Annotated in this window: 11 protein-coding genes and 1 tRNA gene; 6 read left to right on the top strand and 6 right to left on the bottom strand. The window is 71.2% G+C overall.

Features of this window, described 5'->3' with window-relative positions; translation table 11 throughout:
* Positions 1–490: 490 nt before the first annotated feature.
* Positions 491–892 (top strand): hypothetical protein, encoded by a 402-nt coding sequence (locus IEY93_RS29120; RefSeq protein ID WP_189166333.1) that lies wholly within the window; start codon positions 491–493, stop codon positions 890–892.
* 91 nt (positions 893–983) lie between these two features.
* A complete protein-coding gene (locus tag IEY93_RS29115) occupies positions 984–1175 on the top strand; it encodes a hypothetical protein (protein WP_189166332.1) in 192 nt (63 codons plus the stop codon).
* A 73-nt stretch (positions 1176–1248) separates the two neighbouring features.
* On the opposite strand, the gene IEY93_RS29110 is transcribed toward IEY93_RS29115, so the two are convergent.
* Positions 1249–2835, bottom strand: coding sequence for a bifunctional 3'-5' exonuclease/DNA polymerase (locus IEY93_RS29110; RefSeq protein WP_189166331.1), 1587 nt, complete (start codon positions 2833–2835; stop codon positions 1249–1251).
* 169 nt (positions 2836–3004) lie between these two features.
* Here IEY93_RS29110 and IEY93_RS29105 point away from each other — a divergent pair, with 169 nt between their 5' ends.
* On the top strand, positions 3005–3841 hold the full coding sequence (locus IEY93_RS29105; protein WP_189166330.1) for a UbiA family prenyltransferase: 837 nt from the start codon (positions 3005–3007) through the stop codon (positions 3839–3841).
* A gap of 219 nt (positions 3842–4060) precedes the next feature.
* Here the strand turns inward: IEY93_RS29105 and IEY93_RS29100 are convergent.
* From IEY93_RS29100 to IEY93_RS29080, 5 genes are all read right to left on the bottom strand, one after another.
* A tRNA-Met gene (locus IEY93_RS29100) sits at positions 4061–4134 on the bottom strand.
* A gap of 221 nt (positions 4135–4355) precedes the next feature.
* Positions 4356–7310 (bottom strand): UPF0182 family membrane protein, encoded by a 2955-nt coding sequence (locus IEY93_RS29095; RefSeq protein ID WP_307837548.1) that lies wholly within the window; start codon positions 7308–7310, stop codon positions 4356–4358.
* 307 nt (positions 7311–7617) lie between these two features.
* Positions 7618–8661 (bottom strand): YlbL family protein, encoded by a 1044-nt coding sequence (locus IEY93_RS29090; protein WP_189166328.1) that lies wholly within the window; start codon positions 8659–8661, stop codon positions 7618–7620.
* A 99-nt stretch (positions 8662–8760) separates the two neighbouring features.
* Positions 8761–9186 carry a molybdenum cofactor biosynthesis protein MoaE gene (locus tag IEY93_RS29085; RefSeq protein WP_189166327.1) on the bottom strand — a complete coding sequence of 142 codons (426 nt, stop codon included), beginning with the start codon at positions 9184–9186 and terminating at the stop codon, positions 8761–8763.
* A gap of 47 nt (positions 9187–9233) precedes the next feature.
* Positions 9234–10304 (bottom strand): NAD-dependent epimerase/dehydratase family protein, encoded by a 1071-nt coding sequence (locus tag IEY93_RS29080; protein ID WP_203967985.1) that lies wholly within the window; start codon positions 10302–10304, stop codon positions 9234–9236.
* Between the two features lie 82 nt (positions 10305–10386).
* Here IEY93_RS29080 and IEY93_RS29075 point away from each other — a divergent pair, with 82 nt between their 5' ends.
* From IEY93_RS29075 to IEY93_RS29065, 3 genes are all read left to right on the top strand, one after another.
* Positions 10387–11718, top strand: a complete 1332-nt coding sequence (locus tag IEY93_RS29075) for a zinc-dependent metalloprotease (protein ID WP_229691570.1) — start codon at positions 10387–10389, stop codon at positions 11716–11718.
* Complete coding sequence (locus tag IEY93_RS29070) at positions 11715–12296, top strand: NUDIX hydrolase (protein WP_189166325.1); 582 nt, start codon at positions 11715–11717, stop codon at positions 12294–12296. Before IEY93_RS29075 ends, IEY93_RS29070 begins: the two co-directional genes overlap by 4 nt.
* Positions 12297–12462: 166 nt before the next feature.
* A complete protein-coding gene (locus IEY93_RS29065; protein WP_229691569.1) occupies positions 12463–13473 on the top strand; it encodes an endonuclease/exonuclease/phosphatase family protein in 1011 nt (336 codons plus the stop codon).
* The last annotated feature ends 3 nt before the right edge of the window (positions 13474–13476 follow it).

Raw genomic sequence — 13476 nt, 5'->3', positions numbered from 1 at the left:
GGCCCCGGCCGGGGCGTTCATTTCGTTGTGCCTTAATCTTAGCCGCTCCCCGCGGCCGGGACCAAATCGCGCTGTTTCCCAGCACTTGACTCCCAGCCACCCGAACCAACTAACATTCAGGCCGCCCCGTCTCCAGGGCAACCCCTCTACCTTACCAGCCAACCGGGCAGATGTCACATCAGGCCATCAACCGGGAGGAACCGGGCAGTAGGTGGGCTTGCCGGACATACTGACCAGGCCTCAAGATTTTTTGGATCTCTCGGGGCTTGATCTCCGCCCAACGAGGGAAAACTCTAGCAGCCCTCGGGCGTGCCCGATGCCACTTCGCCATCCTGTAAACCTTTCCCGCCTCTCAGCCATCCCAAACAGCGAGCGATTCGCGCCGGGGCAACCCCTCGGCAAGTCATCCGCAATCGCCACACGTTACGAAGAGGGTGCGGGACCCGCTCTGCGCCACCCGGCGCCGAGGACCCGCCCGTGGAGGTGGATCATGACACGGTCGGAGTTCGACGACATCCGTGCTCACATCGCGGCCGAGAGGGGTGCCTCTGACGAGCTGCTGCAGATCGCCGGCACCCTGCTCGACGACCTCGAGCAGGCACGCCTCCGCGAGGCGACCCTTCGCGCGCACTACCTGGGCCTGCTGACGGCCGCCCGGGCCAGCATCGCCGCGGACGCGGTGGGCGACCCCGACCCGTTGACCTTCCTGCGGCACGAGCTGGGCAAGAAGGGACAGCTCCCCACCGGCGAGGAGGACATCGTGCGCATCCTGTCCGACGTGCGTTCCACCGAAGCCCTGATCGCCCATCTGGAGCAGCGGCCGGCCGCGCGTCCTCGCTCCGCTTCCCGCATGCGGCGGTGCTCCGGCACCGCCCGCCGGCTGCCCCATTGACCAGCAATGCCGTGAAATCGACACAGCAAGCTCACGTGTCGAGATGACTCGCTTTGCCGTGACATGAGAGTTGCCCTGGGAGACTTCCCCCATGTGGACGCGGGGGCTGAACTGGGCGGCGATCACCTTGGTAGGAGTGTTCGGCATGCTCTGGCTCGGCGTGGTGGTCTTCGCCGCCACGGCGACGCCGGGGTGGCTGCGCGTCGCCCAGGTGGTCTTCAGCGTCTCCCTGATCGTCTGGGCGGGCCGCAGGTCGGTCGCGCTGCTCAGGTCACCGGCCTGACCCTGCGTGCGTCCCGCCCGGGGCTCCCGGGGGCACCGGACGTGCGCCGGTGCGCGTCCGGGGTGAGCGTGGGCTACTTGGCGTCGGCGTAGCAGGCGACCGCGACGGCTTCCATGGGGATGCGCACAGGCGTCTCCCCGAAGAGCAGCCGGGTGGCCTCCTCCGCCGCCCGGCTCACCCCCGCCGACACCTCGTTCACGAGGTCCTCCGGGCAGTGGACCATGACCTCGTCGTGTTGGAAGAACACCAGCCTGGCCGGGGCCGGCAGCAGCCCGCGCAGCAACGCCATCAGCGTGAGGGCCCACTCCGCGGCGGTCGCCTGCACCACGAAGTTGCGGGTGAACCGGCCACGGTCACGCGCCGCCCGCCCGCCCTCGGGCCCGGAGACCAGCTTGAGCCAGTGAGCCGACGGCGGCGGGCAGGTGCGCCCGAGCCAGGAACGTACCAACCGGCCGTCCTCCCCCGCCTTCGCGGCATCTTCCACGAAGGCGTAGGCCAGCGGGAACCGCTGTCGCATGACCGCCAGGAGCTTGGCCGCATCGCCGCTGGTGCCGCCGTACATCGCGGACAGCATGGCGATCTTGGCGTTCTCACGCGCGCCGCCGAACGCCTGTGCCAGCGCGGCGTACAGGTCGATCTCGCCGGCCGCCCGGGCGAGGCCCCGGTCACCGGCCATCGCCGCCAGCACCCTCGGCTCCAGTTGCGCCGCGTCGGCCACCACCAGCCGCCACCCTTCGTCGGCGACCACCGCGCGGCGCATGACCTTCGGGATCTGCAGGGCTCCGCCACCGCTCGTCGCCCAGCGTCCGGAGACCACGCCGCCGGCGACGTACTCAGGACGGAGCCGGTGACCGCGCACCCACTGCTGAGCCCAGGCCCAGCCGTGAGAGCTGTACAGACGGGCGAGCTCCTTGTAGGCGAGCAGCGGCCCGACCGCCGGGTGGTCGACCTGTTTCAGCACGTGCGACCGGGTCGAGGTGACGGTGAGCCCGGCCATCTTGAACGCCTTGACGAGCTGTTGCGGCGAGTCGGGGTTCACGGCGGTGCCGAACGCGGCGCCGACCTGGTCGGCGAGGGCCTGGAGCTTCGCCGGGCGCATGCCGCGCACGGGCTTGGGGCCGAGCAGCTCGCTCAGCAGCTGGTCATGGAGGTCCTCCCGCCAGGGCATGCCGTCATGGCCCATCTCGGCCGCGACCAGTGCTCCGGCGGACTCGGCGGCGACCAGGAGGCGGAAGCGGGCGGGATCTTCGGTGGCGGCGACCCGCCTGAGCTGGTCGGCGTACACCGCGGCGAGATCGATCTCGACGGGCTCGGGCTCGAAGAGGGTGTCCTGCACGGCGTGCGGGCCGGTCTCGTCGGCGGGCACGGGCAGGCCGCGCAGCCGGGCGTGGGCCGCCTGGGCCGATCGGGGCTCGCCGTACCTGCCCTCGTAGGCCAGGAGCAGCGACTCGGTGAGCGTCAGGTCGTGGCAGCGCGCCACCCGGACGTCCCGCTCGATCAGCGCCGGGTAGACGGCGCGGGTGTCCGCCCAGATCCACCGGGGACGGACGTCACGTTCCAGATCGTGAACGGCCCGCGCGAGATCGCCGACGCGCCGGGCCTCCTCCCCCAGGGGCCACAGCGTGCCGCCGTGCGCGTCCGCCGCGAGCGCGATCCGCATGGCGGCAGACTATCCGAGGGCGGCGACAGTGCTCGATCACAGGTTCGAGTTCGCCCGCCTGGGCGCGGCCTGGTGAGGCGCCGGCCCGGACGCGGTTCGCGGCGATCTGGGACGAGGAGCGGCGGAGCGGCGGTTCCGGGGTCCTGCGCGGGCAAGGGAGACTGATCGCATGCTCGCGCTGATCCGGGCCTGCCATCCGGGCCCCACGGTGGTCGTGACGGTCGTGGGCGCGGCGCTGGCGGCCGGCGTCGGCAGAGGCCCCGGCGGCACCCTGCTCGTCGGCGCGGCGGTGCTGAGCGGCCAGCTCTCGATCGGCTGGAGCAACGACTGGATCGACCGGTCACGTGATCAGGCGGCGGGCCGGTCCGACAAGCCTCTCTCCGGCACGTCCACCGGCCACTCTGCGGCGTCCCTCGCTCCCGGAACGGTGGCCCGCGCCGCCTTCGCCGCGCTCGCGGCGTGCGTGCCGCTGTCGCTGGCGAGCGGCGTCCTGGCCGGAGTGGTCCACCTTGTGGCCGTCGCCTGTGGCTGGCTGTACAACATCCGGCTCAAGGCCACGCCGGCCTCACCGCTGCCGTTCGCCGTGGCCTTCGGATTGTTGCCCGCGTTCGTGACGCTCGGCCTGCCCGGGGAGCCCTGGCCCGCGCCGTGGGCCCTGGCGGCCGGCGCGCTGCTCGGCATGGGCGCGCACTTCGCCAACGTCGTGCCCGACCTCCCGGAGGACCTGACGCTCGGGGTGCTCGGCCTGCCCCAGCGTCTCGGCCCGACCGGCGCGCGGATCGGCGCGGCCATCCTGTTCGTGACCGCGTCCGCGGTCATCGCGCTCGCTCCCGGCGCAGGCCCCGGCGCGGTGGCCGTGGCCGGCCTGGCGGCCGTGGTGGTGGCCCTCGCCGGAGGCCTGATCGCGGGCCGGGGCGACCTCAGACGGACGGCGTTCGTCGTGACCGTCGCGGTGGCGCTGATCGACGTGGCGATGTTCGTCGGCCAGGGCGGCCAGATCGTCTGAGCCTCCCCGGCCGCCGAGCGGTGGTAAGGCGGGCGGGAGGAGCGAACGCGGCAGTAAGCCGCCGATCTCGAGTCACCACCAGCACCCCGGATCCATCCGGTCGCACTGGTCGTCGGCCGGCACTCCCTCCGCCGGGCGGAGGAATGGGGACAGCGGGCGAACAGGGGGAAAGAAGAAGGCCCTGGTCTCCGAGAAACTCGGTGACCAGGGCCTTTTCAGTAGCGGGGGTAGGATTTGAACCTACGACCTCTGGGTTATGAGCCCAGCGAGCTACCGAGCTGCTCCACCCCGCGTCGGCTTGCTTTGAAAGACTATCGGCCCTGGAGAGCACTGGCAAATCATCGCCCCCGCCAGGCGGCCCATACCGAGGCGTCCGGGCGGTGTTGTCGCAGGACATCCCACTCGTGGGACCGATTTTCCCCATGCCGTGCGGCCGGTGCTTCCGGTCCGGGAACCTCGGGGTTCCCGGACCGGAAGCGGAGCCTGCGTGCCGCCTGCCGGCGGGACGGCGGCGTTACGAACTCGGCGGTGAGACGGACGGGCTCGGCGCGGGGCTCGGCGTGCCGGTGCCCGCCGCCGCGGCCGACGGGTCCGGCGTGGGCGTGGCGCCACCGGACGCTCCCGGTGACGGCGTCGCCGACGGGGACGGCGACGTCGTCGGAGCGGCGGCCTTCTGCTTGCCCAGCGCCGACTCGATCTGCTTCAGCGCCTCGGCGAGCCGCTTCTGCGCCTCGCCGTACGCGGCGAAGTCGCCCTTCTTGATCGCCTCCTGGCCCTCGTCGTAGGCCTTCTGGGCGTTGGTGTAGGCGGTGGTCAGGTCCGTCGTGACCTGCGAGGCCGTCGGATCCTGCGGCGTCGTCGGGTTGGCCGGGGTCTGCGCGGACCGCCCGAAGACCTGGTCCAGGGCCTCCTTGAGGTTGCCGCCGAGACCGACGTCATTGCCGAACGACACCAGCACCCGGAACAACGTCGGGTAGCGCGCGGAGTTCTCGACCTTGGGCTGGACGTACACCGGCTGGACGTACAGCAGGCCGCCACCGAACGGCAGGGTGAGCAGGTTGCCGTTCAGCAACTCGGTCGTGCCGCCGATGCGCAGGTCGTTGAGTACGCTCGCCGCCTTGGTGTCGAAGGCGTTCTGCGCCTGCTTGGGACCCGGGATCGTGGTGTCACTCGGCAGTTGCAGAATGCGGATCTTCGTCCCCGGGCCGGCCGTGGCGTCCACCGCCATGAACGCCGCGAGGTTGTCCCGGTTGTTGGGCACCAGCGTCGTGGTCAGCGAGAAGCGCGGCTCGGTGTCACCGGGCATCCGCAGCGTCACGTAGTACGGCGGCTGCTTGGTCTTCGTGCTCGCCGGGTCCTCCGGCACCTTCCAGAAGTCCTGGCCGCCGTAGAAGGCGTTGGCGTCGGTCACGTGGTACTGGCCGAGAATGTCACGCTGCACCTTGAAGAGGTCTTCGGGGTAGCGCAGGTGGGCCATCAGCTCCGGTGAGATCTTGGACTTGGGCTGGACGACGCCGCCGAAGGCCTTCTCCCAGGTGCGCAGCAGCGGGTCGCTCTCGTCCCAGGCGTACAGGGTCACCGAGCCGTCGTAGGCGTCGACGGTGGCCTTGACCGAGTTGCGGATGTAGTTGATCTGGTCGCGCGGCTGCTGCGGGGTGAGGGCGCGGGTGGTGGAGGTGTCGTCGGTCATCGTGCCGAAGCTGCGGCGCTCGGCGTAGGGGTAGTCCTCCGACATGGTGTACCCGTCGATGATCCACACGATCTTCCCGCCGACGACCGCGGGGTACGGGTCGCCGTCCAGGGTGAGGAACGGGGCGACCTGCTGCACCCGCTCGCGCGGGCTGCGGTTGTACAGGATGCGGGAGCCGCTGTTGATGTCCGACGACAGCAGCAGGTTGGTCTCGCTGTACTTCGCGGCGTACAGCAGGCGGGTGAAGTAGTTGCCGATCGGCACGCCACCCTTGCCGTGGTAGGTGGTGTTCACCTGGCCGCTGTTGTCGTTGGTGCTCTGGTCGGGGTAGTCGAGCTCCATGTTGCCGCGGCCACCGACGATCGAGTAGTCCGGAGAGTGCTCGCCGAAGTAGACGCGCGGCTCGAACGTGCCGAGCCCACCGGTCGGCGGGATGTCCTTGACCAGGAAGTCGGGCCTGCCCTGCGGGTCGGTCTTGTTCCCCTGGCTCGCCACGAAGCCGAAACCGTGCGTGTAGACCAGATGGTCGTTGATCCAGTTGCTCTCCGGCGGCCGGCCGATCTCGCGCACCGCGACGACCGTGTCACGTGACACCCCGTCGATGGTGTACCGGTCGACGTCGAGCTGCTCGGGGAACCGGTAGTAGCCCTTGATCTGCTGGAGCTGCTCGTAGGTGGGCGGCAGCACGGTCGGGTCGAGCAGGCGGACGCCCGGGATGGTGGCCGCCTCGCTCTGGATCTCCTGCTGGGTGCCCTCGGTCTTGGCGCTGTAGGGAGTCACCTCGGCCGATCCGACGCCGTAGGCGTCCCGGGTGGCCTGGATGTTGTAGCCGATGAACTCCCGCTCCTTGCTCTGCTGGTTCGGCCTGACCTGGAACTGCTCGACCAGCACAGGGTAGAGCCCGCCGACCAGGATGGCCGAGAGCACGAGAAGGCCGAGGCCGACGCCGGGCAGCATGCCGCCCGGCCGCACCACGCCGGCGAAGAACAGCACCGCGCAGATGAGCGCGATGATCGCCAGGATGCTCTTGGCCGGGAGCACGGCGTTCACGTCGGTGTAGGAGGCGCCGAACACCTTGCCGCGGTCGGAGAAGACCAGGCCGAACCGGTCGACCCAGTAGGCGACGGCCTTGAGCAGCACGAACAGGCCGACCAGCACCGACAGGTGGACCCGGGCGGCGCGGGTGGCGTGCAGGCCGGGGGCGTTGAGCCGGAAGCCGCCGTACAGGTAGTGGATGATCGCCGCGACGATGATCGAGATGATGACCGCGGTGAACAGGAAGTTCAGCACCATCCGGATGAACGGATAGGTGAACATGAAGAACGAGATGTCCATGTGGAACATCGGGTCGTTCTTGCCGAACGGCGTGCCGTTGGCGAACAGCAGCCAGGTCTTCCACTGGCCCGCCGTGGAGGAGCCGGTGAACAGCCCCAGCACCGCCAGGCCGACAATGAAGATCATCTTACGGTGCGGGTCGAGCGCCGCGCGGTAGCGGTCGGCTCCCTGGGCCGGGCCGCCGAACATGCCGATGCCGAACAGCGGGCGCGTCCGGAAGGCGAGCAGCGCGTTGCCGCCGACGATGACACCCATCAGCAGCGCGCCGACGACGAACAACAGCAGCTGGGTGAGGAGCATCGTCGAGAACACCGAGGTGTAGCCGACCGAGTCGAACCACAGCCAGTCGGTGAAGACGCCCGCGAAGACGAAGAAGAGAATAATGATCACGACCAGCGTGATCGCGACAGGGACGAGAAGCCGCGGCCGGCGGGGCAAACGCACTGCCCGACCCGCGCCGGGGTTCCGGAAGGTCAAGGCCCACCCCTAGGTTTCACGAGTAACGGTCGGTGTCTGGCAACCTACACCGGTGATGGCGCGGTCACGCTCCGAGCCCTGAGCCCGATGGGGCCGCAAGACGCCTCCAGTGCGGGGGGCGCCACCGCCCGTGACGGAGGGTGGCCGCTGGGAGGGCTCGGTGAACGCGCGCCGCCACCGGATGCGACGCGCGCGTTCACGTGGCCCAACGGCCCGAGCGCACGACGGGTTCCCCGCTACGGGACGAAAGGGCGTCATCGGGACGGGCACCGTGTCATCGCGCCGCGCAGCCCGGCACCGATCCCGCGCCGGTGCGCAGGGCGTCGATGGCCTGGATGGCTTCGTGCATGGTGCCGACCTTCACCAGTCGCAGCCCGTCGGGCACGGCCGGCAGGGCCTCGTCGCAGTTGTCCGCGGGGGTCAGGAAGACCGTCGCACCGGCGTCGCGCGCCCCGACCATCTTCTGCTGGATGCCGCCGATCGGGCCGACCTTGCCGTCGGGGGTGATCGTCCCGGTGCCGGCGATCGACTTGCCCCCGGTGAGCGGGCCCGGGGTGAGCTTGTCGTAGATGCCCAGCGAGAACATCAGCCCGGCGCTCGGGCCGCCGACGTCCCCCACGTTGACGTCGACCTTGAAGGGGAACTTGTACCGGCTGTTCATGTTGACCCCGACGATCGGGCCGTCCGGCCCCGCGACCGTGCCCACCCGGACGGTCATCGGCTTGCCTCCCCGCAGCAGGGAGAACACGGCCTCCTCGCCCGGCTTGTGCTTCAGGACCGCCGCCTTGACGTCCTCCACGGAGGAGATGGGGGCGCCGTCCACCGCGGTGATCTCGTCGTTCTGCCGCAGCCTGCCGTCCGCGGGCCTGCCCTTCAGGGTGGAGGCGACGTACACGATGACGTTGATCGGGACCTTGAGCTCGTTCAGCGCGGCCGCCGTCGCGTCCTGCTGGGAGCTGCTCATCTCCTGGGTGTTCTGCTCTTCGACCTCTTTGACCGACACGGTCTTGGGGAAGATGGTCTCTTCCGGCACGACGGCGACCGTCGGGTTGATCCAGCCGCGCAGCGCGGTCAGCAGGTCGATGTGGGCGTCCGGGCCGCCCTGGTAGGCGACCGTGACCAGGCTCAGCTTGCCCGCCGTGGGATAGGTCTGGCGTCCCGAGATGCTGATGACCGGCTTGCCCTTGACGTCGCCGAGGGTGTTCTCGGTGGGCCCCGGGCTCAGCGCGACGTACGGCACGGGAAGCAGCGCGCCCGCGCCACCGAGCGCGAGCGTGAGGACGGCCGCCATCGTCAACGTCAGACGTCGTCGGGACATGGTGGCAACTCTATGCGCTCACCAGGGCGGCGGTTACCCGGACACTCACCGGGCGGACATCCTGGTCAATCGCTGCTTCCCGCCGTCTGTGCGGTGCGGTCACCCGCCGGCGCCGACCCACTCGGTGGAGCCGTCCGCGAACGCCTGGTGCTTCCAGATCGGCACCTCCTTCTTCAGGTCGTCGATCAGCCGCCGTGACGCCTCGAACGCCTCACCGCGGTGCGGCGCGGAGACCGCGACGATCACCGCGGCGTCGCCCAGCTCGAGCTCGCCCACCCGGTGCACGGCCGCCAGGGCCGTGATCGGGAAGTCGGCGGCGACCTTCTCGGCGACCCGGCGCAGCTCGGCCTCGGCGCTGGGGTGCGCGGAGTACGCAAGCTGAGTGACCGGCTTGCCGCCGTCGTGGTCGCGCACGGTGCCGACGAAGAGTGTCGTGCCGCCGGCCGCGTGGTCACCGACGGCGGCGAGCACCTCTTCCACCGACAGCGGAGTGTCTCGAATGCCGAGCAAACGAATCGCCTTCACGAGGAGAGTCTAAGAGCCCGCGCACTCAGAGGGGGAGGGTTCGGCGGTCAGGTGCGACGGCGGCGGCGGGCGCGGCGGACGATGGCGGCGGTGCCGATCACCGCGACGGTGGCGCCGGCCGCGGTCAAGGTGGCCTCCTTGACCGGCAGTCTGCGGCCGACGACGGCGTGGTGGCCCTCGCGCAGGTCGAGGAGCTGCTGGAACGCCGCCTCGTTCGTCCAGGTGGGCTTCCAGCCGGCCTCGCGCAGCGAGGTGCAGTCGACCACCCAGGGGTAGACGACGTAGTGCAGATCGGTCGCCGGGGCCGGGGTGATGCCGAGCCGGTGCAGGCGCTGGGCGGTCCCGAAGGTCACCCCGGCGGGCAGCTCGAACCGCCGCAGGCCCGATAGCTCCTCCACCTGCTCCATCTCCAGCCAGCCCTCACCGCCCACGTTCACGACCCCGGACACCTGCCCGAGCGCGGCCAGCTCCAGCGCCGAGACCAGGTCCTCCACGTGGCAGAACTGCCAGCGGGGCGCCGAGCCCTTGACGGTGAGCAGGCGCGGGGCCTCGAAGTGACGGGTGACCACGGTGTCCACGCCCGGACCGACCACGGCGGCCGGCCGCAGCACGGTGACCTCCAGGCCCGGATGACTGCGCAGGCAGCGCCGGACCAGCGCCTCGATCTCCAGGTGGTCGCCGACCACTCCGGAGTCGGGCTCGGCGGCGACCGGAGCGTCCTCCGGCAGCGGGACGGGGTTGTCCGGCGCCGCGCCGTAGACCATGGCGCTCGTCACGAGCACCACCCTGCGGACCCGTGCGGCGGCGGAGGCGGTGAGCACCGTCTGGGCGGCCCGCAGGTTGTAGGCGCGCCGCTCCGCCGGGTCGGTGTCGAGCCGGTAGTCGGCCGCCAGGTGCACCAGGACGTCCACGTCCGAGATGCGGTTCGCCAAGAGCGGATCTCGGACGTCGATCACCCGCCAGGTGACGTCCGTGACGTCGCCCCGCTGATCGTCGATCGCCACGACGCGGCGGAAATCCGCAGACGAGGCGACCCGGGAGAGGAACTCTCTCCCCAGACCGGTCGCCGCGCCGGTCACCGCGACGACCGGCGGGCGGAGGCGTTTCGAGGTAGGCACGAGGTCCTCACTTTGCACTGATCCGCCCTGCGACGGATAACGTGGCGGATGTGGACTCCTCCATCCTGCACGAGGTAGAGCGGTGACTGACCTGCCAGGTCGCGAAAACGACCCCAACGAGAACCCGTTCGAGATGTTCGGCGACCCGCAGCAGATGGCCGCGGCCATGCGGCAGTTCGCCGACATGCTGTCGGCTCCGGCGGGCTCCGGGCCCGTCAACTGGGAGATGGCCAAGAACATCGCCCGGCACGCCGTGGTCGCCGAGGGCGACCCGAGTGTCATGGAGGGGGAGCGCCGTCAGATCGTCGAAGCGCTCCGCCTCGCCGATCTGTGGCTCAATGAGGTCACCGAGCTGCCGAGCGGGCTGACCGCGCCCGAGGCGTGGAGCCGCTCGGAGTGGATCGAGAAGACCGTCCCGGTGTGGAAGCGGCTGTGCGACCCGATCGCCGAGCGCATGGTCGAGACCATGGGCGGCGTCCTCGGCGGAGGCGGCGCGCTGGGCGGGCTCGGCCCCGAGGCCCAGTCCATGGCCGCGCAGCTCGGGCCGCTCATGGGCATGATGCGCCAGATGGGCGGCATGATGGTCGGCAGCCAGATCGGGCAGGCGCTCGGCACGCTGGCGCCCGAGGTGATCGGCTCGTCCGACATCGGGCTGCCGCTCTCGGACACCGCCGCACTGCTGCCCGGCGGCATCGCCGCCTTCAGCCACGGGCTGGAGATCCCCTCCGAGGAGATCCGCCTCTACCTGGCTCTGCGGGAGGCCGCGCACCACCGCCTGTTCCAGCACGTGCCGTGGCTGCGCACCCAGCTCTTCGGCGCCGTCGAGGAGTACGCCAAGGGCATCACCGTGGACACCTCCGCGCTGGAGGAGCAGATCCGCGGGCTCGACGTCAGCAACCCGCAGCAGATCCAGGAGGCCCTGAGCGGCGGCGCGCTGCTCAAGCCCGAGGAGACCGAGCGCCAGAAGGCCGCGCTGTCCCGGCTGGAGACCATCCTGGCCCTGGTCGAGGGCTGGGTGAGCACAGTGGTGGACGCCGCCGCCGAGGGCAAGCTGCCCTCCTCCGCCGCGCTGTCGGAGACCATGCGGCGGCGGCGCGCGACCGGCGGCCCGGCCGAGCGTACATTCGCCACGCTCGTCGGGCTGGAGCTGCGGCCGCGCCGCCTGCGCGAGGCCGCGGCCCTGTGGCAGGCCCTCGCCGCCGGCCGCGGCGTCGAGGGGCGCGACGCCGTCTGGTCGCATCCCGACCTCATGCCCACCGCGTCCGACCTGGACGACCCCGAGGCGTTCGTCCGGGGCGACGCGAAGTTCGACCTGTCGCACTTCGAGGACGGGGGGGCGGGCGAGGGCAGGCCTTCCGACGACGAGAAGCCGGGCGAGGGCGACCCGGGCGGGCCGGAGTCCGGCCGAGGATGACTCTTCACGACCAGGCGCGGGCCGCCCTGACCGGCTGGACCGCGCCCACCCCCGACGAGGAGTCGCTCCGCTTGCGGTTCCTCGAACACCTTGACCGGCACGACGACGCGATGTGGCGCTCGTGCGCGCCGGGCCACCTGACGGCCACCACGGCGGTGCTCTCGCACGACGGCGCGCAGGTGCTGCTCACCCTGCACCCGAAGGCCGGCATGTGGCTGCCCATGGGCGGCCACTGCGAGGCCGGTGACGTGTCGCTGGAGCAGGCCGCGCTGCGGGAGGCCACCGAGGAGTCCGGCATCGCCGGTCTCACCCTGCTTCCCGGGCCGCTCGCGCTCGACCGGCACCGGGTCTGGTGCCATCCCCCGCACAGCTGGCATCTGGACGTCGAGTACGGCGCGGTGGCGCCGCCAGGGGCGGAGTTCGTGATCAGCGACGAGTCGCTGGAGCTCCGCTGGGTGCCCGTGGACGACATCCCGGAGCCGACCGACGAGGCCACCCGCCGCCTGGCCCGCCGCGCCCGGGCGGCGCTGGCCGCCGTGCCGCGCCCGGAGGTGCCCGTCCGGTCCCCTGTGGACTGACGCGCGGAGCACGCCGGCGCCGCGAGCGGTGCGGGCAGCGAGGCCGGGCGCCCGCGTGCGACTCCTCCTCGCGGACACCCCGCGCGGCGCTCCGGCTTTCACGCGGGCCATACGCGCGCTGGATAGGGTCAGGACGTACAGACGGAAAGACGCCGGGGGGCTCTGGGTGAACACCACGACCGAGACGCCGGTGGGGGGTGTGATCGTCACACCTCGCCGGCGCCTGCGTGTCTCGGGCAAGCTCGCCTGGCTGGCGGTGACCCCGTTCGCCGCCTGGGCGGTCTGGCGGATGGGCGGCCTGGAGCGTGGATCGTTCCCCGCGCAGATCATGACGGCCACGCCGTACGCCGCCGCGGGCTCGCTGCTGCCGGTGCTGCTGTCGGTCCTGTCACGCAAGAAGGCCGTGACGGTCGTGGCGCTCGCCACGACCGCCGCGCTCGGCACCGGCGTGCTCCCCCGCGCCTTCGGGGACGTCCCGGTGGCCGGCGCGGCGTCCGGGGTGCCGTTCACGGTCATGACGTCGAACCTGTTCTTCGGCCACGGCGACGCCCGCACCATCGTCGACCTGGTACGCCGGAACAAGCCCGACGTGCTGAGCACCCAGGAGCTCACCCCCGCGGCCGTGACCGAGCTGGACGCCGCCGGGCTGAAGGACCTCATGCCCTACCGCCATCTGCAGGACGAGTGGAGCGCGGCGGGCAGCGGTATCTTCTCCCGTCACCCGATCACTCCGCTCGACGGCCTTTTCCCGGTGATCGGGCACAACATGCCGGCCGCGAAACTGACGCTTCCCGGCGGGGCCCAGGTCGAGCTCGTCGACGTGCACACCCTGCCGCCGCTCGGCCGTCAGGTCACCCAGTGGACCGAAGGGCTGCGCGCGCTGCCGTCCGGGCCGTCGTCGGGACCGTTCCGCATCCTGGCCGGCGACTTCAACGCCAGCCTCGACCACGCCGAGATGCGGGGCGTGGTGGCGCGCGGTTATCGCGACGCCGGGGACGTGACCGGGCGCGGGCTGACGCCGACCTGGCCGGCCGGCCGGAAGCTGCCGCCGATGATCACGATCGACCATGTGCTGGCCGACCGGCGGGTCTCGGTGCTCGACTACCAGGTGTACACCGTCCCGCGCACCGACCATCGCACGGTGATCACCCGGCTGTCCCTGCCGGCGCCCCGCTGAGCG

This window comes from Sphaerisporangium melleum, assembly GCF_014646695.1.
GTDB classification, from domain to species: domain Bacteria; phylum Actinomycetota; class Actinomycetes; order Streptosporangiales; family Streptosporangiaceae; genus Sphaerisporangium; species Sphaerisporangium melleum.
This window is presented reverse-complemented; position numbering and strand designations above follow the sequence as displayed.

What these genes read in the sequence shown, in the direction of transcription:
- IEY93_RS29120 (WP_189166333.1), top strand. Translation starts at nt 491, where the DNA reads ATGACACGGTCGGAGTTCGACGACATCCGTGCTCACATCGCGGCCGAG.
- IEY93_RS29115 (WP_189166332.1), top strand. Translation starts at nt 984, where the DNA reads ATGTGGACGCGGGGGCTGAACTGGGCGGCGATCACCTTGGTAGGAGTG.
- IEY93_RS29110 (WP_189166331.1), bottom strand. Translation starts at nt 2,835, where the DNA reads ATGCGGATCGCGCTCGCGGCGGACGCGCACGGCGGCACGCTGTGGCCC.
- IEY93_RS29105 (WP_189166330.1), top strand. Translation starts at nt 3,005, where the DNA reads ATGCTCGCGCTGATCCGGGCCTGCCATCCGGGCCCCACGGTGGTCGTG.
- IEY93_RS29090 (WP_189166328.1), bottom strand. Translation starts at nt 8,661, where the DNA reads ATGTCCCGACGACGTCTGACGTTGACGATGGCGGCCGTCCTCACGCTC.
- IEY93_RS29070 (WP_189166325.1), top strand. Translation starts at nt 11,715, where the DNA reads ATGACTCTTCACGACCAGGCGCGGGCCGCCCTGACCGGCTGGACCGCG.